This is a genomic window from Nostoc sp. JL23 (genome assembly GCF_017115065.1).
In the GTDB taxonomy this organism is placed as follows: domain Bacteria; phylum Cyanobacteriota; class Cyanobacteriia; order Cyanobacteriales; family Nostocaceae; genus Nostoc; species Nostoc punctiforme_A.
On the sequence record NZ_JABXKN010000114.1, the window covers coordinates 1 to 20,333 of the forward strand.

The 20,333-nt window shown below is 44.6% G+C and carries 16 protein-coding genes and 3 pseudogenes; 6 read left to right on the plus strand and 13 right to left on the minus strand.

Features of this window, described 5'->3' with window-relative positions; translation table 11 throughout:
* Window positions 1-121: 121 nt before the first annotated feature.
* Complete coding sequence (locus tag HWQ42_RS23085; protein ID WP_292816471.1) at window positions 122-370, minus strand: hypothetical protein; 249 nt, start codon at window positions 368-370, stop codon at window positions 122-124.
* 191 nt (window positions 371-561) lie between these two features.
* On the opposite strand from HWQ42_RS23085, the pseudogene HWQ42_RS23090 reads away from it, so the two are divergent.
* From HWQ42_RS23090 to HWQ42_RS23100, 3 genes and pseudogenes are all read left to right on the plus strand, one after another.
* A pseudogene (locus HWQ42_RS23090) lies at window positions 562-684 on the plus strand (LuxR C-terminal-related transcriptional regulator); the annotation flags it as partial.
* An 861-nt stretch (window positions 685-1,545) separates the two neighbouring features.
* Entirely contained in the window at window positions 1,546-3,501 is a 1,956-nt protein-coding gene (locus HWQ42_RS23095; protein WP_292816446.1) for a DUF4157 domain-containing protein, read from the plus strand.
* 46 nt (window positions 3,502-3,547) lie between these two features.
* Window positions 3,548-3,856, plus strand: a pseudogene (locus HWQ42_RS23100) (ISAs1 family transposase); the annotation flags it as partial.
* Window positions 3,857-3,982: 126 nt separating this feature from the next.
* Here the strand turns inward: HWQ42_RS23100 and HWQ42_RS23105 are convergent.
* Window positions 3,983-4,165: a hypothetical protein gene (locus tag HWQ42_RS23105; protein ID WP_292736455.1), complete on the minus strand. Its 183-nt coding sequence runs from the start codon at window positions 4,163-4,165 to the stop codon at window positions 3,983-3,985.
* A gap of 72 nt (window positions 4,166-4,237) precedes the next feature.
* On the opposite strand from HWQ42_RS23105, the gene HWQ42_RS23110 reads away from it, so the two are divergent.
* Complete coding sequence (locus tag HWQ42_RS23110; protein WP_292816448.1) at window positions 4,238-4,594, plus strand: HAD family phosphatase; 357 nt, start codon at window positions 4,238-4,240, stop codon at window positions 4,592-4,594.
* 444 nt (window positions 4,595-5,038) lie between these two features.
* On the opposite strand, the gene HWQ42_RS23115 is transcribed toward HWQ42_RS23110, so the two are convergent.
* Both HWQ42_RS23115 and HWQ42_RS23120 read right to left on the minus strand, forming a co-directional pair.
* Entirely contained in the window at window positions 5,039-5,437 is a 399-nt protein-coding gene (locus HWQ42_RS23115; protein ID WP_292816450.1) for a CVNH domain-containing protein, read from the minus strand.
* 434 nt (window positions 5,438-5,871) lie between these two features.
* Window positions 5,872-6,219: a beta/gamma crystallin-related protein gene (locus tag HWQ42_RS23120; protein WP_292816452.1), complete on the minus strand. Its 348-nt coding sequence runs from the start codon at window positions 6,217-6,219 to the stop codon at window positions 5,872-5,874.
* Window positions 6,220-6,492: 273 nt separating this feature from the next.
* Between HWQ42_RS23120 and HWQ42_RS23125 the strand changes: the two genes are divergently transcribed.
* On the plus strand, window positions 6,493-7,698 hold the full coding sequence (locus tag HWQ42_RS23125; protein WP_292816454.1) for a sensor histidine kinase: 1,206 nt from the start codon (window positions 6,493-6,495) through the stop codon (window positions 7,696-7,698).
* A 234-nt stretch (window positions 7,699-7,932) separates the two neighbouring features.
* The gene (locus tag HWQ42_RS23130; RefSeq protein ID WP_292816455.1) at window positions 7,933-8,580 is read left to right on the plus strand and encodes a response regulator transcription factor; all 648 of its coding nucleotides are present in this window, start codon (window positions 7,933-7,935) and stop codon (window positions 8,578-8,580) included.
* A gap of 767 nt (window positions 8,581-9,347) precedes the next feature.
* Here HWQ42_RS23130 and HWQ42_RS23135 read toward each other — a convergent pair.
* The 9 genes and pseudogenes from HWQ42_RS23135 to HWQ42_RS23175 all read right to left on the minus strand — a co-directional run.
* Window positions 9,348-10,046 (minus strand): annotated as a pseudogene (locus HWQ42_RS23135) (ISAs1 family transposase); the annotation flags it as partial.
* Window positions 10,047-10,862: 816 nt separating this feature from the next.
* Window positions 10,863-11,765, minus strand: a complete 903-nt coding sequence (locus HWQ42_RS23140; protein ID WP_292816457.1) for a dioxygenase — start codon at window positions 11,763-11,765, stop codon at window positions 10,863-10,865.
* Window positions 11,766-12,147: 382 nt separating this feature from the next.
* Entirely contained in the window at window positions 12,148-12,984 is an 837-nt protein-coding gene (locus HWQ42_RS23145; RefSeq protein ID WP_292816459.1) for an alpha/beta hydrolase, read from the minus strand.
* A 60-nt stretch (window positions 12,985-13,044) separates the two neighbouring features.
* Complete coding sequence (locus tag HWQ42_RS23150) at window positions 13,045-13,800, minus strand: alpha/beta hydrolase (protein ID WP_292816461.1); 756 nt, start codon at window positions 13,798-13,800, stop codon at window positions 13,045-13,047.
* 356 nt (window positions 13,801-14,156) lie between these two features.
* Window positions 14,157-15,728, minus strand: a complete 1,572-nt coding sequence (locus tag HWQ42_RS23155) for a GMC family oxidoreductase (protein WP_292816463.1) — start codon at window positions 15,726-15,728, stop codon at window positions 14,157-14,159.
* A 50-nt stretch (window positions 15,729-15,778) separates the two neighbouring features.
* Window positions 15,779-16,651, minus strand: coding sequence for an SDR family oxidoreductase (locus tag HWQ42_RS23160; RefSeq protein WP_292816465.1), 873 nt, complete (start codon window positions 16,649-16,651; stop codon window positions 15,779-15,781).
* A gap of 77 nt (window positions 16,652-16,728) precedes the next feature.
* Window positions 16,729-17,289 (minus strand): DsbA family protein, encoded by a 561-nt coding sequence (locus HWQ42_RS23165; RefSeq protein ID WP_292816466.1) that lies wholly within the window; start codon window positions 17,287-17,289, stop codon window positions 16,729-16,731.
* A 311-nt stretch (window positions 17,290-17,600) separates the two neighbouring features.
* Complete coding sequence (locus HWQ42_RS23170; RefSeq protein WP_292816468.1) at window positions 17,601-18,230, minus strand: response regulator transcription factor; 630 nt, start codon at window positions 18,228-18,230, stop codon at window positions 17,601-17,603.
* Window positions 18,227-20,242 carry a PAS domain-containing protein gene (locus tag HWQ42_RS23175; protein ID WP_292816470.1) on the minus strand — a complete coding sequence of 672 codons (2,016 nt, stop codon included), beginning with the start codon at window positions 20,240-20,242 and terminating at the stop codon, window positions 18,227-18,229. The genes HWQ42_RS23170 and HWQ42_RS23175 overlap by 4 nt, the downstream gene beginning before the upstream one ends.
* Window positions 20,243-20,333 lie beyond the last annotated feature (91 nt).

Below are 20,333 nucleotides of genomic sequence, written 5' to 3' on the forward strand. Positions count from 1 at the left end.
GGACACCAGAAGCGGAAAGCTTTGCTCTATCCCTCGTACAGCTTCTTCACTGTCCTGTTGTGTTGATATCTCCATTGAAACTGCAACTCTAAGTCATTTGATACCAAATTGCCAAAATTGTTTAGGGTGTTATCTCTCTGCCATATTCAGACTCCAGTACACTCAACAACTTCTCCTCCACCGCAGTCAAATACGGTCGCTTTAATTTCCCCAAGTGCTTCAGCATAGTACGGGCAGCTTCTTCTAAGTTTTCATTGTCTCGTAGTCGATTAATGCGCTCGCTGATTAACTGCATCTGCTGACATTCTGAATCCAAATAGTTGAGTGATTTAAGGTGGTCAATTCTTACAGTATATTGCCCATCCCACATTGTCACTGTACAGATGAATTCCCCTACATGGCTAACGATACACCAACAGTCACTTTTACCCCGTAAGTGAGGATTAGGGGTAAGTAAAATTTACCATTTTCCCTATTCACGCAACAACGCCCATTTTAAAACTAACCTCTACTGAGCGTCTAATTGGCGATCACGCTTTAGCAAAACTTTACGACTTACTGAATTTAGAAATTAGCACTAGTTTGAGTATCGCTGAAAGCACTGTAAAATCTCACATTAATCGAATTTTAAGTAAATTGACAGTCAACAATCACACTCAAGTTGTGATTGTTGGCGTTAAATGAGGGATTGTCAGTTTGTAAGTAATTCGTACTAAAGTTTGAATTTAGATTCAAACCTTAGTTGGAACCAACATTCCATTGATATATGGACTGATTCATCAATCATTATATGGTATACAAATTCCAACTCTGAGTGGACGACAAATTAGAGTTAATTGCATATATTTAATTCAGGCAAACATCAAGAGCAATTTAGTTGCAATATCTAAGGATTTTAGGAGCATTATTAGGGGCAAAGCTACTAGTTGAAGTAAGATTAAAAATTTTAAGAACTATTTTTAATTTCGTAATTTAACTCTTGGCAGTTCAAATAATTTATAACAGTTCGACTGGGAGAATCTGAAATGCCAGCCATTAGACAAAATGTAAGTGAAAAAGAATTTAAAATACTAATTTTAACCTTTTAATATCTGGAGTAATTATCGCTATTATAGTTTTTATTGACGGAGTTTTTTACTTAAATTTTTATGGTGGCGAGGCTACTAATTATCAATCTTTCATAGTGAACCTTCTTATTTCCATAATACTGGAGAAGTTGCGACAGTAGCATTTTCAGTCCATCGTCGCGGCATAGTTCGATTGGAATTACTACTATTAATAATTACTTTTGTTACTAGAGTAGCTTTTTACTTCTTTGCTTTTATCCACTAGCGAGATAATAGTTATGTTCATTAACCTTAGCGTAATTAATGTAGGGACGTACACCTAGCGTTATATACACAAACACGTGACACAATAGTAAAATCAATTTTCAGGAAACTAAAAAGTTTTTTTATAAGCCAATTATTTCTGCCTGTGTAGGGTGTAAATTCAAAAGTTATCTGAGGTAAAACCAAAAAATTTCTATTAACTAAAAAGTGTAAGATGAAATTCCCCAAAATCCACTTATCTACTCCCTCAAATCCTAAAACCCCAGAAAATAATTCAGCACTAGCGCCTAAGCTCTCTAGTATTCCATCAGCAAATGCGACAGGGGGACACAAGTCAACTCAAGAAATCGAGGACAATGCCTTTGCTGACAAACAAATGGAGGCAACTGAACTAAAGCTACAGGCGAAGTCTGGCTCGATTACGCCCGAAGGACAAGAGCGCCTAAATGTGTTGCAAGCCAAGATGGACGGATTATTGAATTCTCGACTTGAACACGCAACCCGATTTAGTCATAATATTGCCAATATTTCACTGAGAAGGCCAAATACACCAACACCAATACAAGCAAAACTGACAATTGGAGAACCTGGCGATAAGTACGAGCAAGAGGCTGACGAAACTGCGCGTCAGGTAGTCCAAAGGATTCATCAACCACAAAGCAAAAAACTCCAGCGAGAGTCTTTACCTGACGAAGAAGAGGAATTGCAAATCAAGCCAGAAGGCAGTGTTCAACGCGAGTCTCTGCCTGAAGAGGAAGAAGAACTGCAAATGAAACCCGAGGGCAGCATACAGCCAGAATCTCTGCCAGCCGAAGAAGAGGAATTACAAATGAAGCCGATGATGCAGCGTGCGTCAGATGGAGGGATACCTGCATCATCAGATTTGGAAACATCAATACAACAGGCACGAGGAAGCAGACAACCACTGGCAAAAAGTATCAAATCACCGATGGAGCAGCCGTTTGGGGCTGATTTTGGTGGGGTGAAGATTCATATTATAGATTCCCAGGCTGATCGGTTGAATCAATCGATACAGGCGAAGGCGTTTACAACGGAGCAGGATGTGTTCTTTCGACAAGGAGCAGATGAGCCAAGCAGCCAGAGAGGACAGGAGTTGTTGGCGCATGAGCTTGCACACGTTGTACGGCAGAATGATAGTAGACTACAGAGGAAGCCAGACAATAAGGCTGTAAGCCAGCTAAATCTATTTGAAAAAAAACAAATCTACAATAAGTTTGCAGCAAGCAAAAGGCAAGAAAAGCTGGAAGAAATCGTATGGGAAGGGCATTTAAAAGCAATCTCGGACGTTTGTGAAAAAAATAAATATACAATAGCCATACGAGAAACGGGTCCATTATCGATAAGAAGAATAGCGGAGCGAGCAAAAGCTAAACCCCACACTATATTAGAAAAATCAATTAAAGAAAGCTCGGTAAACAGAGGGTACAATAATCGAGCACAAGAGGTATTAAGAAAGTTGGAACAATGGGACTTAGATGGTTTCGTAGGACATTGGAATGCAAATAACGAGTTAATAGGTCTAAGAATCGACAACATACCACCCCAAGTAGAGCGGCAAGTTTATATACAGAGAGACAATGGAATGCCTTATGTTCCCCTGAATGTAAACCTTCCTGATGGTGGGTTAGCGATACTAAGCCTAAAAAGGGTGACGGGGTGGAAACAATATTTATATACCGGGGATTATGACCTCCACGAGGTTTATTCAGCAGGTGCTGGAGGAGGTCAAATTCCTGAGGCTACTCCCGAAAAAGTTCGCCTATTAGACCGACTAAATAAGGGAATACAAAGCCAAGGGAGAAGCTCTGCAATGCGTAGTGGGAAAGCAGAATTACAGGGAGATCCAAAAAAAGTCCATGTGCAGGGAGAGTATGCGATGTTCCAGCATGGGGACCAAGCTACATATCGAATGAATCAGCATTTAGAAGCGCAGGAGATGGAGAGCAATGTAGCTCAACTAGTGCAGGCGGTTGCCACAGAAAGCGACGAACCAATTGCCTGGTGTAAGATGGGAGAATGGTTCGTTACTTTAGATAAATACGAACACGATGTTTTCCGAAATATAAATCACATTAAGAAACCTCATACATGGGACAAGAGTGAAGATCAAAGGACAAAAACAGGAAAGCAGACAGAGCAGTATCTATAGGTAGTCTACGGAATTGATTAAAAATAGGGAGGCGCTTTAGTTCCGTAGAGTGGAAAGGACAAGATATCATTTACTCACTGATATCATTACCATAGCGATTTTGGCAGTAATAGCTTTCTTCGCAAGGTTGGGAAGATATCGAGGAGTATGGGCTCAATAAACAAGAGTGGTTAGAGACGTTTCTAGAACTACCATTCGGAATACCCAGTCCAGATACGTAAAGAAAGAGTATTCGAGAAAATCAATCCCTGCATAATTTGAGCGATGTTTTTGGCAGTGGGTGCAATCATTGGTTGAGAAGTTGGGTGTAGAACTAGTAACTATAGATGGCAAAACTCACAGAGGGTCATATGACGCCGTAGGCATCGCTCATCAGAACCCATATATTAATATTAAGTTTCCTCTCTACGAGACGCGATCGCTTGAATCTTACGGAGAGCGATGAGAGCGGCGGTAAATTACGCTGACTGTAGTTTCTTTCTCAATCAACATTCCCCTTAAACTCCATTTGGGCAAAGTGGTCTTGCAGCAGTTTGTGGATGAAGCGGTAACGACCACCTACACGCTGGAGAAATAATCGCTCAGTGCAGTAGTCGAGGAAGCGGGCGTAGTTCCAAGGGTGAGTACCGCCGCATTTTAGGGTAGGGATATGGTAGAAAAACAATAGTGAGTTAGATACTGCTCATAAATTACGCCAACTACCGCGTCCTTATCAAAGTTAATTTCAGGCAATAATATGGGCAAAACCGAGTTCGATCTTGTGATTTTTGATTGTGATGGAGTTTTGGTTGATAGCGAACCAATTCTTAATCGCATTTTTGCAGAAACGCTCACTGAAGCTGGCTTTCCTATCACCTATGCAGAAGTAACTCAAAAATTTATTGGCAAGTCGTTAAAAACCTGTTTAGAGATTATCGAGACATCTTACAACAAACCATTGCCCAAAAACTTTGTGGAACTTTGTAAAGAGCGAGAAATCGCTCCCTTGGAGCAAGAACTAAAACCAATTCCACACATTAGCGAAGTCTTGGAGACAAGAGAAAGCGGCACAAGGAAAATCTGGATTTGTTCCGGCAATAGCTTTTCGGGGTGATCGAACGCTCCAATGCTTGGATGGAGCGCTGTAAAATTCTGGTTAAGAACTTTGAACGAAAGAAAGGTTAGTGGCACTGCCAAACTCAATCTCTGTTTCATTAGGCTAATGATTAAGAGGCTTGCAGCACCTTCTTAGATGTCAAATGGGTTCTATAGGTTAATTGGTACATCGAGAATTGCGAAAAATATCGATTTGCAGAATGCTAATTCAGTAAGGGTTACAGCCTTAGTGTAACTTTCTGTTCGATTGCTCATTTACCCCCAAACCTTATTAGGTAAGGATTATGACGATAATGAAAGTCATTGACTTTTACTGATTATCGAGTAACTACTCAACGATAAAATAAGGGTTTAAGCTTTTAAAAATCCTTGTATTACTCATGTAATATTTATTAACCCGGTTTTCTGGGCGAATGCTACTCATACCCCCTTTTGGCGCGACTCAGGAACTGCTGCTATACTTCAGAACACCATTAATATTTTTAATCCCCTGCAAGAATATTGAAGTCCGCTTAAGTGTGCCATTTGTTCTTTTACAAGTAGCTGTTAAATGGTTTCCTCTGATGCGGATATCATCGCAAGTTAACTGATAATTGCTAACTTTAGCAGGGTTATTCACTTTAAAAGTGCCATTAATATTTTCAATCCCCCGCAAGACTATTGAAGTTTTGTTGAATGTACCATTTCTTCGGCGACAATTAGCTGAGAGAACGTTGCCAGAAACTGAGATATGGTTACAGGTTTCCTGATAATTGCTAGGTGTAGCATTACCAGGGCTATTAATCCCAACTAAAGTAGATGTTGCTAAAAGAGCAATTACACTAAATAAATTTAGCTTCATGATTTTGTTTCCCTATGCTGACAAAAATGTTCTACATCTTCAAATAAACAGATTTCGGATGCAATCCCATAATTTTCTGACTCCAGATGGGGTAAGTTCCAATACTTGTCGGGCTTTGGGGAAAAGGGGCGGGAAAAAGGGGAAAGAAAAAACCTTTAACGAACTTTGGGGGTTTAAGTCCTAGCCTTTGAAGGGCAGGGCGAATTGAAGCCTAAGCTAAATCCCCATCACAAAACGTAATTGCTCTCTTCTCTACGAGACGCTCCGCGAACGTAGCGGTAGCGAGTCCGCGTTCGCTTTTAGCGTCTCGTAGGGAGCGTCATTGCGAATTAGTTTAACCTTTACCCTTTTCCCCAAACCCAATTCCGAGTTAAAAATCCAAAACCCCAGCAGTATTGGGAATGCTCCCGTAGGCAAGTCTTATAGGGGATGACTTAACGAATTGCTTTGAGGGATGAGATTTTATTATTGAGCCGACCGATATTTCCAACAGCCTCGTCTGGTCCTATATCAATATATTCACCTGTAAAGTTTTTGCCAGCGTAGAATCTCCACTTCTGACCATTGTTAACTTGAATAGCTGAGGCTTTGTTGTTGAATCCAAACTTACTTAAATCGGCTACGGCTTTATTTGTATTAAATGATGTTCCTCTCCCAATCTGCCTATCCCACAAAGTCACATCTTGTACAGTTTGTGCCGATACAGTTGTGTGGTGAATGGCAAATCCAGCTATGGAACTGGTAATTAAAACTGCCAAAACTGTAAATTTCCTAGTCAACATTTTTGCTCCTTTTTGTAAATTTATCTTTTATGAACTACATTTATCGTAGAGATTCAGTAAAAAATAAACATCTGAGAAACGTCTTGTATTCCACTACAACTAATTAGATAAATTATTTTTAACTTTGGCCAGTCACTAAGTAAATATCTCTATATCTTTCGTCGTGGGTGAAAACATCTGTTACAACGAAAGTTATAAACATCTAAATTGCTATGGTGCTAAAGATACTGTTAAGAGTATTAATGAAACAAAGCTTTGCATCCAGTTATTTCTATGAGCCTGTTACTACCGATCCGCCCTAATCCTTTTCGTTTTTTGCTTTACACCGAATGGGTGATGCTTATCTGTTGTGCTTCACTCGCTGTAATTGAAGGTCTGGGAAACCGAAGTATACCAGTTCAACATGTGTTGATCTTGGTTTTGCTTGGTTTAATGGGTTTGAGATTACCAAGCGGTCATCTCTGGGTCAAAGTGTCCTATACTGCGATCGCAATTATTTTGATTTTTAGCGGCACAGTGTTGGGATATCTCCATATATTACCGACGCTGTATCTAATTGTGGTGATTCGCAGTTGCTTCCTGTTTGAATCACGTGGGCGTTTAATTGTAGCAAGTTTGTGCTTTATTCTATTTTTGGTGCATCAAGGACAGTATTTTCAAACCGTTGTCCAAGTGGTGCCGCCGGAGCAACAGCAGCGGTTTTGGATGCATCAATTAGCTGAAATACTGATGTTTGCATTGGGATTATTCTTAGTTTTGCAATTGGTAAATATATTGCTCGTCGAGGAAAAGACACGAAAACAACTCACTGTTGCCCACGAGCAACTGCAACAGTATGCTTTGCAAATAGAAGACCTGGCAGCTGTCCAAGAACGTAATCGCATCGCCCGCGAGATTCACGATTCTTTAGGTCATGCGCTGACAGCTCTCAACGTGCAAATTCAAACAGCAATCAGACTTTGGTCTGTTAACCCTGCTTCGGCCGAGTCATTTCTGGCTCAAGCTCAACGGCTAGGAGAAATGGCGATGAAGGAGGTGCGCCAATCTGTGAGGGCGTTGCGAGAAGATGTACCAGATGAGCGACCTTTAGAAGATGCGATCGCATCTTTGGTGGAAGATTTTCGTCAAGGCACTGGTTTGTGTCCCAGTACAAAAATCAACCTGGGAGTAATTTTACCACTGCCTGTGGTCAGAACTTTATACCGAATTGTCCAGGAATGTTTGACTAATATTTACAAATATGCACTAGCTACAGAAGTCAAAATTGAGATCGTTGCTACCAACGACAGTATAAACCTGCGAGTTGAAGATAACGGTAGGGGATTCGATCTCAACGAAAAAATTGCTGGATTTGGCATCCAAGGGATGCAAGAACGAGTCGCTGCCTTAGAAGGTTACTTTCACCTGGAAACCAAGCCTAATTGTGGTTGTAGGATAATAGTTGAATTGCCATTGCGATCGCCAGACAGTTTAGACTGACGCGCAGAGAAGTCTGATCGGGAGCTTCCGCCGTTGGCGTAGCCCGCCGTAGGCATCAGAACTTCGGGGGACAGGAAGACACTCTGGCGCGGAGAATTTTTTGAACAAGTGATTAGGCGGACATGATATAAGGAGCGTTTAAGGGTAAGTAAATATATTTAAAAAATAATCCGAAATTCTACTCCTGGCATTGGTAGGTTAAATAATGTTTACCTAAGTAAAGTCGCACTTGACATGATTCGCTTATTACTGGTGGACGATCAAAGTTTAATTTGCCAAGGTCTGAAAGCTATGCTAACGCTGGAACCAGATTTGCAAGTGGTAGGAACTGCCGATAACGGTGAAACTGCCATTGAGCAGGTATCTGCTTTACAACCGGATGTAGTGTTGATGGATGTGCGTATGCCTGTGATGGATGGCAGAGAAGCCACACGGATTATCTGTCAGCAATATCCAGAGACCAAAGTCTTAGTCTTAAGTACATTCGATGATGATAGGTATGTCGCCCAGTCCATCCGTGCGGGAGCCAAGGGCTATTTGCTCAAAGATATGCCTTCGCAAGAGTTGGCACAGGCGATTCGGTTTGTGTATTCGGGATATACTCAATTAGGGCTTGGGCTAATGGAAAAGCTTATGGCCAACGTCCCAGACCCAGAGACTGTTACATCAAAGCCAGTCCAGAAAGAATTAACTGAATTAACCCCACGCGAACGAGATGTGTTGCGTTTGATTGCCCAAGGCTTGACTAACCGTGAAATCGCTCAAAAACTTTACATTGCAGAAGGGACGGTGAAAACCCACGTGACTCACCTTTTAAACCGCCTCAATTTGCGTAACCGATCTCTGATGGCAATTTATGCTAACTCTATGAGGTTCTTTTAGCCGTGAAATCTACCGTCAACGCAAATTCAGTATATCTAAAAGTTCTGCGAACGCTAAAAAATGGTAGCTTACGATACAATTCTTCGGGGAAATATACAAAAGCTGAGATGTTCACAGTGTTGACCAAATTAGCTTCCCTCAAAGCTCCGACTCAATCTCGCCGGATAATCAGCTTGTAGAGGTTGCCAACAGTAATGTACATCCCGTAGAGGAAATAAATGGGGATAATACACCTGTAAGTGTTGTTGATGAAAACAGTATTGAGTCATTGAATTTGAAAAGAAATACTTATACGGCACTTCTCGATGCACAAGTTAACACAATAGAGTATTTTTCAAATCATGAGAAAATTAGTTGAGGATGGCTAAAATAAAACAATAGTAGTTTATGAGATGTAGTGGTAACGTTCAAGCAGTTGGTCTACGACGGTGACACTAACACTGATTCCCTCCGCATCTCAATTGCAGAGCTATTTCTTGTCGAGTTAGGTTAGTCCATTTCACTGTTTCATCCATTGGTGAGCCAGGGGAAACGCATCTTATTTACTAATAAAAACTCAAACAAATTTCAAAATCACATAAATAACTGGAAAATTTGATAGGTTGATAAGTAAAATAAATCAGTATAATTGCAAAACACTAATTAGCTTATTTCTAGATTAATTACTATTTATTAATACTAAAAAACACATTGATTAGGTATACAAGAGTTTTCCTTTCTAGAGAAGAAGGGAAAGTTTAACATAAACTATTAAATTCAAGCTCCATTTCTTCTGTTTGATATGTGCTATGTTGAAGCTCTTTAAAACCCGTGCTTATCCCTAATTTAAATAGTTTTTCTACTTCATTATACAGATTACCTTGATTCTTTTTTAAGGTAATAACGTAATCTGCATTTTGTTGTGTAATTAACTTCACAATTTCTTTCTGGCAACCGATTGCATCAATCGTCACAATACATCCAGATAGTTCTAACACCTTTAATAATTCTGGAATCGCTGTAATTTCATTTGATTTTTCATCCACCTTTACCTGTCCCAACACTAATTTATTTGTAGTTGCCCAGGCACTTACCATTTGGATTGCACTCTGCTCACTACTTTTATCGTAGGAACCGCGTAAAGTTTTCCCGTCAATTGCAACAACTTCACCATTAGTTATCTTAGTTATTGATTTCATCCAATTAAGGAAACATTCTTGGAACTCTTGGGGATTTATTTGTGCAAATACTCGCATAAAAGTGTCGTGTGATGGAATACCATTTGGTAGTTCTAAAAACGTTTTTAACCACTCAGACTTCGCACATCCGTATGTTTCAATTGCCACCCAACTGTCTGCCCCACATATCACTGCACAAATGGCAATAGTCAAAATATCGATTAGCTTATGACGTTTTGTGCGATCTATTCGTGGATCTTCCATCTGTGCAAAGTGGTCAGTAATCGTGATTTTCGGCTTTAGCTTCATGAAGGGAGCGAGTCGGTGGTTTTTCTTTGTTTATTTACCGCACTCTTGAATTTACTACAAAAAAGAACCCGCATTGCCCTGGTAGCCGTCGGCTGCCACTAATCTACCTCATAAAAAAGATTATCATTATTATTTAATCGACGCTTCCTTTTTTGGAAGTCTTATGTGGTAAAACTTTGAGGAATTCCATCTTGATCATTCGCCTTCAATATTTAGATGCGTTTGCCCTGCTCCAAGCATTATTATGGTTATTTGCTCTTAACTCAAGAACATCACCCTCACATAAATTTTTAATGACATTTTGTCTATTTTGAGTGATTTCATATCCTAAATAAACATTACCTGGAGGTAAATCAAAGTAACACATTAACTGAGGAAGTTGAGTTTGACTATAACCAATAACCTCTGAAGTTAAACCAGCTTGCTGTACAAATAAATTCTGCTGAGTAGAACAAACAATTAATTCTTCTTTGGCGCGAGTCCCGCGCTAATACTGTAGGCAGATCAAAACTTGGTCTTCTAAATCTAGCTTGGGAGGACAACCACGCGTTTGTTTGGTTTCCGTAGTATCTCCCATGACTTTAACCATCTGATCAAATGTCAGCCTTTGGACTCCCACCAGACGTTTGAACTCTCGGTTTGATAGTTTTTTTGTTTGCTCGTATCGTATAAGTGAGTTTAATCAAGCTAAAAACCCCCAATCTTACCATAAAATAATTCTGCAAGAGGTCTATTAATTGCACTGGCTGAAATCAGCTTCCAGGTTCCGAGTAATGGATTCTCTTGAGTTAATGAGACAGACATGATTAAACTCCTTTAAGCAACCGTAGTAGCATACTTAATATCGTTTACAGTTGCTGTTTCCAGTGGCTTCAGCACAAAATCAAACTCGGCAGTGTAGAATGGTTGGCTCTGTTGCCGTGCTTTCAAGGCATCCGGTGAGTCATGCTTTTGCAGTTGGATAATTGCCGATCGCACCGCAAAGGTGGTGTCAGATTCGAGGTGAGGATCACCATCAATGAAAATTTGCGTTGTTAGCGGAGCATAGCCCGGTGCATTCAGTTTGAAGTGGATATGGGCTGCCCGCCAAGTGTGTCGTCCCAGGAGGTGCAATACCTGCCCACAGGGTCCACTGGCTGGCACGTTATACCCATTTGGCACAATCGTTTCAAAGTGGTAGTTGCCGTTGTTATCGGTGTGGAATTGCCCACGAAAGTTCCCGGCAGGTTGGGAGGAATCTTGAATGTCATACAGCCCTGTGGAGCTAGGTTGCCAAACATCGACCACCGCATTGGCGATCGCTTGTCCGTTTACATCCAGCACACGACCCGAGAGGAACAGGGGATTACCCTCTAGATCAATGCCAAGGCGATCGCCCAAATTGCGTTGAGGCGGATTGGGCACGTAGGTGGGTCCTTGCAAATTTGCTTCGGTGCCACTGTTGGAGTCTTGCAGCAATTCCACTAACTCCGAAATGCCAAGCAAATCCGTCAACATGTGAATCTCCCCATCGGGAATTTCTTGCCTATGGCGGCTGGCTTGATTGAGGAAATCACGCCCCAACTGCAATTCGGGTTTGGTCAGGTTCACCTCGCGTACAAAGGCGTGAAGATGGTTTACTAAACTTGTGTAAATTTCGTACAGGCGTGGATGAGTTTTGCCACCGTCACCGTGGTTAATGACAGCCTGAGTAATCGTGTCGATTGTGATTGGTTTCATGATAGTTCTTCCAAAAAGATGGATGATTGAAAGAGCGTTAATAGACCTGTCCAAAAATTTACAAGTGAGTCTGTACAAAGCTTTGAAAGCCAGCTTTGATATCTTCATAAAAACGTAGTAATCAGGGTTAGAGATAGTTAGTGATAGTTTAGACCAAAAAATATATGCGCCCTTTATCTTGTGTAACTGTACAATTATCACTTTTGATTAACTTGGTAAAACTAAACTACTAATTCTTAATCTAACTAACCCTGATAGAGAACTAGCCGTTGAATTGCATGGGGTGTATTTGCAGGCATATACACAAACACACCCGGCAAACGTAGAATTCCGTCGTCATATTGTCCATATCAAAATCTTTTGGTTTACGCTTTTTTGTGGCTTAATTTTCTTTGAGAAAATCCAGCAGCACAGGGTTGACCTGATCAGCATGAGTCCAGTTAATGGCATGCGGTCCGCCAGGAATGACCACAAGTTGACTGTTTTTAATCAGCTTCGGGAGTCTTGCTGCGGTAGACTCAAGCGGCAACATGCGATCGGCATCTCCATGAATGATCAAAGTTGGCACGTCAATGCGGGGTAGATCGTCGCGGAAGTCAGTCAGCCAAGACGGTACAAAATCCAGTGTTGCTTTAGCAGAAGCTCCTGCTGCCACATTCCAATTCATCTGGACAGCCTCGTTACTGATGCGATCGCCGAGAAACACATCCACGTTGAAAAAGTCTTTGAGGAATGTGGATAGATAGACTGGACGGTCTTCAGCAATTGCTCTCATAATGCCGTCAAAAATACTCTGAGGAACTCCCTCCGGGTTATCATCGGTCTTCAACAGAAAGGGTGGCACTGGACCCATTAGCACTGCTTTACTGACACGCTCTGAACCGTATTTACCAAGATAGCGAGTTACTTCACCTGTTCCCATTGAAAAGCCGACCAGAACAGCATTACGCAAATCAAGTTTTGTCATCAGCGTGTCTAAATCCGCCGCAAAGGTGTTGTAGTCATAGCCAAACGAAGGCTGACTGGAATCACCAAATCCTCGGCGATCGTAAGTGATGACTCGGTAGCCTTCTTTTAGCAACACTCCAACCTGTTTTTCCCAGGAATGACCACTGAGCGGAAACCCATGAATCAACACCACAGGTTGACCCACTCCAAAATCTTCGTAGTAAATATCAATGCTGGCAGAATTTTCTTGACCGACACTAACGTAAGGCATGAGAGTCTCTTTTTTTGGGAATTGGTTTATTGTTTGATTTCGATAAGCACAAGAACAATCTCAGTCTTTATAAAAATTGGTTCCACGGCCGGTTTCGACATCCCGTAAGAAACGTTCGAGTACCGGAGCGAATTCTTCCTGCGCTTCCCAGAAAGGGGCGTGCCCCAGGCGATGACAGCGGCCCTCCCACAAATTGGCATACGCGACAGTATCGAAGTAATCAAGATTAACTAGGCGATCCGCGCCACCATTCACCACTGCGAGCGGAACAGGACTGCTTTCCAAGATCAGACGCTGGTTCACGCCTTCTCCAGCACGCGCGGCCTCAAACAGCCTCTTGCGAAAACGGCCATCTGCACGCGCGACGGCATCCCGGAGGAATGGCTCAGCCGATTTACCGATGGTGCCTTCAACGAAGGCGTTGACCTCTGCTTCAGACAACTCCTGCTTGCTTGCGACGCCCAGATGCGGTGACGCGTTGAACCCTTGCGACATCTGATTGTGACTCACAGGTGGGGCACTGCAAATCATCAGCCCTCGCATCCCCGGAAAACGCGGGATCATCTCTATCCCGATATGTCCGCCGAGCGACCAACCAAACACGATGACCTCGGCTATACCCAATTCGTCGAGCAACTCGACGGCGGCGTCCGCAAGTCCGGGTAGCGTGTAGCTAAGTTTCGGATCAGCTGCGTTGCTGGACTGTCCGTGACCTGGCAAATCGAACGCGATGAAGCGATGTTTCTTCGCGATCTGTCCTTGCATCTGATTGCGAAAAACACCACGGCAAAACGAATTGCCATGGATCAGCAGCACTGGTATACCGCCTGATCCAGTCTCCTCGACTGCGAGGGAGCCGTGGGACGTAGCTATAATACGCTGCCGGGTTGAGATACTCATGCGGCTATTCCTCCATGACACTTTCGATCGAACTCAATTTGGCGTAGTCATCAGTGCGTGACTGAGGACGGAAATTGGGATTTGAACAGCAAGTTTTCACTCAATGCTCAGGTGCAGGGGTCGGCATCTGATCGAGATGTTCAGCGAATCGGACTGCTCAAAGCCGCGGCTCTCGTTCAGTAGGACAGTCGGACTCCCGTGCCGTACTCACCTGGAGGTACCGACATCTCGCACCCGTCACGATCACTTTTCATCTCCGTACAGTGGGCGGCTCAACCAGCCACTTCCACCGCCTGGCAGGACGTCATCCGGTGCGCCTTCTTGAGAATGTCTGCTGCTCGTTCGCCGATAACGACGCAGGGGGCCATCGTATTTCCACTGGTGATCTCAGGCATGATGGAAGCATCCGCCACGCGCAGCTTATTGATGCCATAGACCTTCAGATTGCCATCGACTACAGACATGGAATCTTGCCCCATTTTGGCGGTACAGGACTGATGCCAGTATGTAACCGCTGCGTTGCGGGCGAAGTTCTCCATTTCGCTTCGACCTAGTTTGCCTGGCAGCGCTTCACGTTTCACCAGCTTCTCGAAGACGGTACTATTGCCGAGGTCACGGCAAAGTTCGATGTTGGTGAATGCGGCTTTCAGGTCATCGGGGTGCGACAGAGTGTTTGCATCGATTAGCACCGGATCGTTTACGTCAGGGCCGGAAAGCCGCACCGTGCCCCGGCTTTTAGGGTGCGACAGACCCGCAAACATCGTCCAACCGTGCGCTGGAACCCCAAGGTGAGCCGTATCTGCGCTGGGCACCGGAAACTCAACCTGGCAGTGAAACATGTCGGGCTGCTTGAGGTTGGGATCACTCGTCCAGTACAGAGTAGCTTCCGAGCCGCCATTGCTAATCTTCTGAGGCTCATGGTATTCAAAGATGCAGCCAAACGAAACGTGATCCTGATGATTCTGGCCAACCCCAGGAAGATGCTGAACAACGGGTATTCCGTGCCTGCGAAGTTCCTCTTCCGGTCCGATTCCGGATTGGAGGAGAACCTTCGGCGTATTGATTGCGCCGAGAGAGAGGATGACTTCCTCCGAAGCGTAGTACTGATTGCGCCTGCCATCCTGGATCACCTCAACTCCGATGACCGACCTGCCATCAAAGATAAGCTTGCTAACAATGGTGTGAGTCAAGACCGATAAGTTCGGCTGATTCAGGAGAGGATAGACATACGACCGAAAGATGGAAGAGCGACGTCCGTTCTGGATAATTAGATCGTTTATAGCAGCGCCTCCGCGCCCTTCCATCATTTCGCCGTTGGGACTCTCGAAACGCGGAATACCCATGCTGTTTGCAGCCTCAACCATGGCCTGTGCAATGGGCTGGGCATTTGCTGCGGATTCCACGTGAACGGGGCCGCCTGTTCCCCGACGCACAGGGTCACTCGCTCCCTGCCAGTTTTCGATGCGGCGATAGATATCCAGGACGGATTCATACCCCCATGCCGGATCGCCGGAAGCGTCAGCGAAGTAGTTCCAATCATTCTTGTGTCCTCGTGCCCACACCATAACGTTGATACTTGAGCCGCCCCCAAGGACCTTGCCCATATTCAGTGGAATTGAGCGTCCGTTCAGATGCGCGTTGGGCTGTGCAACGAAGGCCCAGTCACGTTCTGATCCAAGATTCAACGGCCATTGTGCTGGAGTCAGTACCTCTGGCACTTCATCAGTTCCACCTGCTTCGATTAGCAAAACATTAACTTGTTTGTCTTCGGCGAGCCTTGCCGCTATTACTGAGCCCGCAGGGCCTGCGCCGCAGACGATGAAGTCGTAGTGTTCGTTCACCATTAGAGAAGTACCTCCAAATTTTGTAATGTTGATTTGTTCTTGCTTGGGCGTTAGACGGTCGGGATCGTTCCTCCGTCAATGACATATTCAGCGCCTGTGATGTAAGAGGCGCGGTCGGACGCTAGAAAAGCGACAAGCTCCGCGACCTCTTCGGGGCGGCCCGGTCGTCCCATCGGGATTCCTCCGAGTGAGTCCATCAGCCCTTGGCGTTCAGCATCAAGGTCAGTGCCGGCCTGCTGAGCTAATCTCTCGATGAGTCTCTTAGCCGCCTTCGTTTCGATGAAGCCGGGTGCGACGGCGTTGACACGCACCCCCTGGGGCGCAACTTCGTTTGACAGCCCTTTGCTGTAGGTTGCCAGCGCCGCTTTTGCCGCCGCATACGCTAATGTCGCGTCGTGAAGCGGGAGCCGACGCTGGATCGACGAGATATGGATGATGACACCTGACTTCTGTTCAAGCATCCGGGGCAGAAATGCCCGATCCAAACGGACGGCGGCGAATAAATTGTCATTGAATGCCTGCTGCCAATCCCCATCTGTCAGGGCAAGCGCACCACCGCTTGATGCAGAGGAGCCGCCGACATTGTTAATTAGGATGTCCACACTGCCGAAACGAGCGAATACTTCCTGCACAAGTTTGTTCGCCCCATCGGGCGTGCTGAGGTCAGTCCCTATGAACAGGTCAGGCGATTCAAGGTTTTCGGGAATTGAACGAGCGGTAGTCATGACCGTTGCACCGGCTTGCCTCAGTCGTGTAGCGATCGCTTCACCTATGCCTTTTGTCCCGCCTGTTACCAAAACTTTTTTGCCGAGTAGTTCGGTGGAATCAATTCGGATGTTTGTATTTGTATTCATGTTGAATATGTTTGTATTTGTGTTCATGTTGAGATTATCGAGCAGTGGTAATAGGCTGAAAATACTCATAATGAAGCCCAAAGGAGATAAAATTATCCCTAGCCTCTGTATTCTTACTAAATTGCTGAAATCTCTGGTTCTTGTCGTTAATCATTTGCAGCAACAATCGCTGCCATTATCTGCTCAACAGTCCAGCGATCGCTATAGTGAATCCCATTAATAAACAGTGCTGGGGCAGCTGTTACTCCACTTTGATATCCACTCTCGATATCTTGATTGATGCGATCAATGTGAGCTTGTGTCGATATATCTTGCAGAAATTGAGAAATATCAAGCCCTAAACTATCGGCATACTCCACAAGAAAGCCATTATCCAGGGCTTGTTGATGCGTAAACAGTAGGTCATGCATTGGCCAAAACTGACCCTGTGCGGCGGCGGCCTCTACAGCTTCCGCTACCTTTTGCGCGCGGGGATGGAGTGTATTCTCAATGAAATGACGAAATACTACACAAATCCGATTCTCCTCAAGAAAAACAGAAGTGAAATGCTGTTGAATGACCTGAATTAATTGATGCAGTTCTCCGCATTGAGAACATTCGTAGTTTCCATATTCCACAAGTACAACTGGGGCATTGAGCGTTCCCTGGTAGTGGTCACGCTGGGAAGGTAGAACAAGGAGTTGGTTAGAATAGCTATCTTGGTTCATCGGACATTTTGACAAAAGAGTTTCTCATGACATGAGTAACTGCCATGACTATTTATGATTCCTCCTACAATCGTTGAACCTTCCAATACATCCTGATCAAAGAGAAAAAGGATGAAAAGCAATTTGTTTTTATCTTTACTCTTGACCCTTTGTTCTTCCCAAAATATTGGAATTTCGCTCCTTCATTTCGATAGCTCTAGCTTACAAAGTTGATAATACTTTGTCGCCAACCCAGCGTTTAGTCTTGGAAGAAACGAAAGGATGGGCATTATCTATCTCTGCGGCTAATCAGCAACCGAACTTAAGTTCAGTCACAACTTAGCAAGTCCTCGTTTCAATGCTGTAACCACCGCCTGAGTGCGATCGCTTACGCCCAATTTGCTCAAGATGCGATTGATGTGGAATTTGACCGTACTTTCAGTAATATTCAAAGCCACACCAATGTCATGATTGCTTAAACCATCGACCATAAGATGAATGACTTCTCGCTCGCGATCGCTCAACTCTGGGTTATTCATCCGTTGCACCAGTTTGGCAGCAACTTCGGAAGGGATATATTGTTGCCCGCTGTGAACGATACGGATGGCATTAAGGAGGGCATCGGGTTCAGCATCCTTGAGCAGATAGCCTTTAGCGCCAGCACGCAATCCACGATAAATATCTTCATCACCATCGTAAGTGGTTAGCACAATGATCCGGGCATGGGTAAATTCAGCGCAGATGGCGATGGTCGCATCTACGCCGCTCATGTGGGGCATACGTAAGTCCATTAAGGTAATATCAGGCTGTAGCTGTCGATATCGGTCGAGCGCGTCCTGCCCGTTGCCCGCCTGTCCCACCACGGTCATATCGGGCTCATTCTCAATCATGGCAGCGAGTCCTTGGCGGACGATCGCGTGATCATCAACAATCAAAATGCGGACTGTTGCGGACTGGCTCATATCACTGCCTCCCGATTTACAGTGACAAGCACTTCTGTTCCCTGCCCTAGTTGACTCTCGATCGAAAGCTGTGCCCCAATGTGTTCGGCTCGTTCAGTTATTCCCAGTAGGCCAAATCCTTGGCTGAGCGTGGTGGTGGTGACTTCAAATCCTTGTCCATTGTCTTTAACTCGTAAAAAGCATGAGGTTGGTTCATAAACCAACTCCACTCGAATTTCGCCCGCATGGGCGTACTTGATTGCATTCGTAAAGGCTTCCTGCCCAATTCTCAGGAGATGATTCTCAGTTTCGGGCGGTAGCACATAGGGTGTGCCAATAATGTCGTAAATCAGGTGGGTTTCGGTTAAGGATGACATGGTGGATATAAATCGATCCAGTGCCGTCCACAGGTCGCCATCTTCTAGTAATTGGGGACGCAGTGCGGCAACCGATCGCCGAGCCTCTGTTAGCCCACTGCGAGCCAGATCTCGAACCGTATCAATATGGGTCTGCACGGCATTTGGGTTGGTTGCGACTAATCGAGAGACGGCTCCCATGTGAACCAGAATCCCTGTGAATGCTTGCGCCAGTGTATCATGAATTTCTCGTGCCATGCGGTTGCGTTCCTCTAAAATGGAGGCTGCTTCGGCACGTTTGCGTTCTTGCAGTGCAGCGTTTCGCTGTTCGCTAATATCGAAAGATACACCCAACATTCGCACAGGCTGTCCGGCTTCGTTATAGATCCCTCGACCTCGACTAACGAGCCAGTGAATACTACCATCTGGGTAAATTATTCGATATTCCCCTTCATAATCAGTATGAGTTGCCAGAGCGGTTGTAAGCGCTTGATCAACCCGATCGACATCTTCTGGATGAACCCGATCCCACCACGCCCGATAGCTAACCTCAACTTCACCAGGCTCTACCCCCAGCAATCGAGTGTTGTTATCATCCCAATGCACTGTATTGTCTAAGATGTTCCAATTCCAACTGCCGATGTAGGCGAAATTCATTGTCAGCCTACGTTGCTCTTCACTTTGGCGCAAGGCGTTTTCAACTTGCTGACGCTGTTCAATCTCTTGTGAAAGCAGCAACGTTCGCTCAGTGACTTGTTGTTCTAACGTTTGGTTGTAGTCGGCTAGCAGTTTCTCTGCTTGCTTACGCTCGGTAATGTCTTGAAAGGCGACGATCGCATAAGCCACCTTACCCTGTTCGTCAAAAACTGGAGTGCCCCATCCTTCAACGGGAATAATTGCGTTGTTTTGGTGAATCTCTACGTCGTCAATCCTGGTGCATTCGCCGCTCAACGCTCGGATAATTGGCAGTCTCTCACTCGGATAAATTTGATCGGTTCCCGTTACATAAAATTGATAAACCTCTGAAAGTTGCTCCGCTGTGGCGGCAGGATCAACGCCTTTACCCATCAGCTCAATGCCCCGCTGATTGACATAGTAAGGGCAACCCATCGCGTCAATAATGCCAATGCCTACGGGAATCGCTTCGAGAAATTGAGCCATCTGATTTTCGCTGGCGCGGAGCTTTGAGTAGAGTTTAGCATTTTCGATCGCGATCGCTGCCTGCGTAGAGAGTAGATTCAGAACTTGGGTTCGATCGGGTGTAAAGGCTCCAGCCGCTAATTGATTTTCTAGATACAACACGCCAACAAGCTTGCTCTGATTCACCAGCGGCAAACAGAGAAGCGATTGAGTTTGATTATTCTGAATATAGGGATCATGGATGAAATGACCTTCACGCGTTGCGTCATTTAAGAGGACAGTTTCATGGGTTCGGATCACATATTGAATGATTGATTCAGGTAAGCGATTCGTGATTGGAGTCGATTGCAGCACTCGGGTCGTGCGGCCACTTTCACCTTCAACCAGTTCACAAGCAGCGTCGATTCTCCATTCGCCTGCGTTCTCTAAAAGCAAACATCCGGTTTGGGCCCCAGCATTCTCGATCAGGATTTGCATTAACGAACTAAGCAACTGCTCCAGTTCAATCTCGCTGGAAATTGCTTGAGCTGCTTTCATCACTGTTGCTAAATCGAAAGCAACCTGCGAGGTATTATATCATGTTCGGTAAATCACTTACGATTAAGCCCCGATTTTAATCCACCAGTGA

Bases quoted from the DNA above. Each gene is read 5' to 3' on its own strand.
- HWQ42_RS23115 (WP_292816450.1), bottom strand. From the start codon at position 5,437: ATGAAGCTAAATTTATTTAGTGTAATTGCTCTTTTAGCAACATCTACT.
- HWQ42_RS23125 (WP_292816454.1), top strand. From the start codon at position 6,493: ATGAGCCTGTTACTACCGATCCGCCCTAATCCTTTTCGTTTTTTGCTT.
- HWQ42_RS23095 (WP_292816446.1), top strand. From the start codon at position 1,546: ATGAAATTCCCCAAAATCCACTTATCTACTCCCTCAAATCCTAAAACC.
- HWQ42_RS23170 (WP_292816468.1), bottom strand. From the start codon at position 18,230: ATGAGCCAGTCCGCAACAGTCCGCATTTTGATTGTTGATGATCACGCG.
- HWQ42_RS23085 (WP_292816471.1), bottom strand. From the start codon at position 370: ATGTGGGATGGGCAATATACTGTAAGAATTGACCACCTTAAATCACTC.
- HWQ42_RS23175 (WP_292816470.1), bottom strand. From the start codon at position 20,242: ATGAAAGCAGCTCAAGCAATTTCCAGCGAGATTGAACTGGAGCAGTTG.
- HWQ42_RS23120 (WP_292816452.1), bottom strand. From the start codon at position 6,219: ATGTTGACTAGGAAATTTACAGTTTTGGCAGTTTTAATTACCAGTTCC.
- HWQ42_RS23145 (WP_292816459.1), bottom strand. From the start codon at position 12,984: ATGCCTTACGTTAGTGTCGGTCAAGAAAATTCTGCCAGCATTGATATT.
- HWQ42_RS23160 (WP_292816465.1), bottom strand. From the start codon at position 16,651: ATGAGTATTTTCAGCCTATTACCACTGCTCGATAATCTCAACATGAAC.
- HWQ42_RS23155 (WP_292816463.1), bottom strand. From the start codon at position 15,728: ATGGTGAACGAACACTACGACTTCATCGTCTGCGGCGCAGGCCCTGCG.
- HWQ42_RS23110 (WP_292816448.1), top strand. From the start codon at position 4,238: ATGGGCAAAACCGAGTTCGATCTTGTGATTTTTGATTGTGATGGAGTT.
- HWQ42_RS23130 (WP_292816455.1), top strand. From the start codon at position 7,933: ATGATTCGCTTATTACTGGTGGACGATCAAAGTTTAATTTGCCAAGGT.
- HWQ42_RS23140 (WP_292816457.1), bottom strand. From the start codon at position 11,765: ATGAAACCAATCACAATCGACACGATTACTCAGGCTGTCATTAACCAC.
- HWQ42_RS23165 (WP_292816466.1), bottom strand. From the start codon at position 17,289: ATGAACCAAGATAGCTATTCTAACCAACTCCTTGTTCTACCTTCCCAG.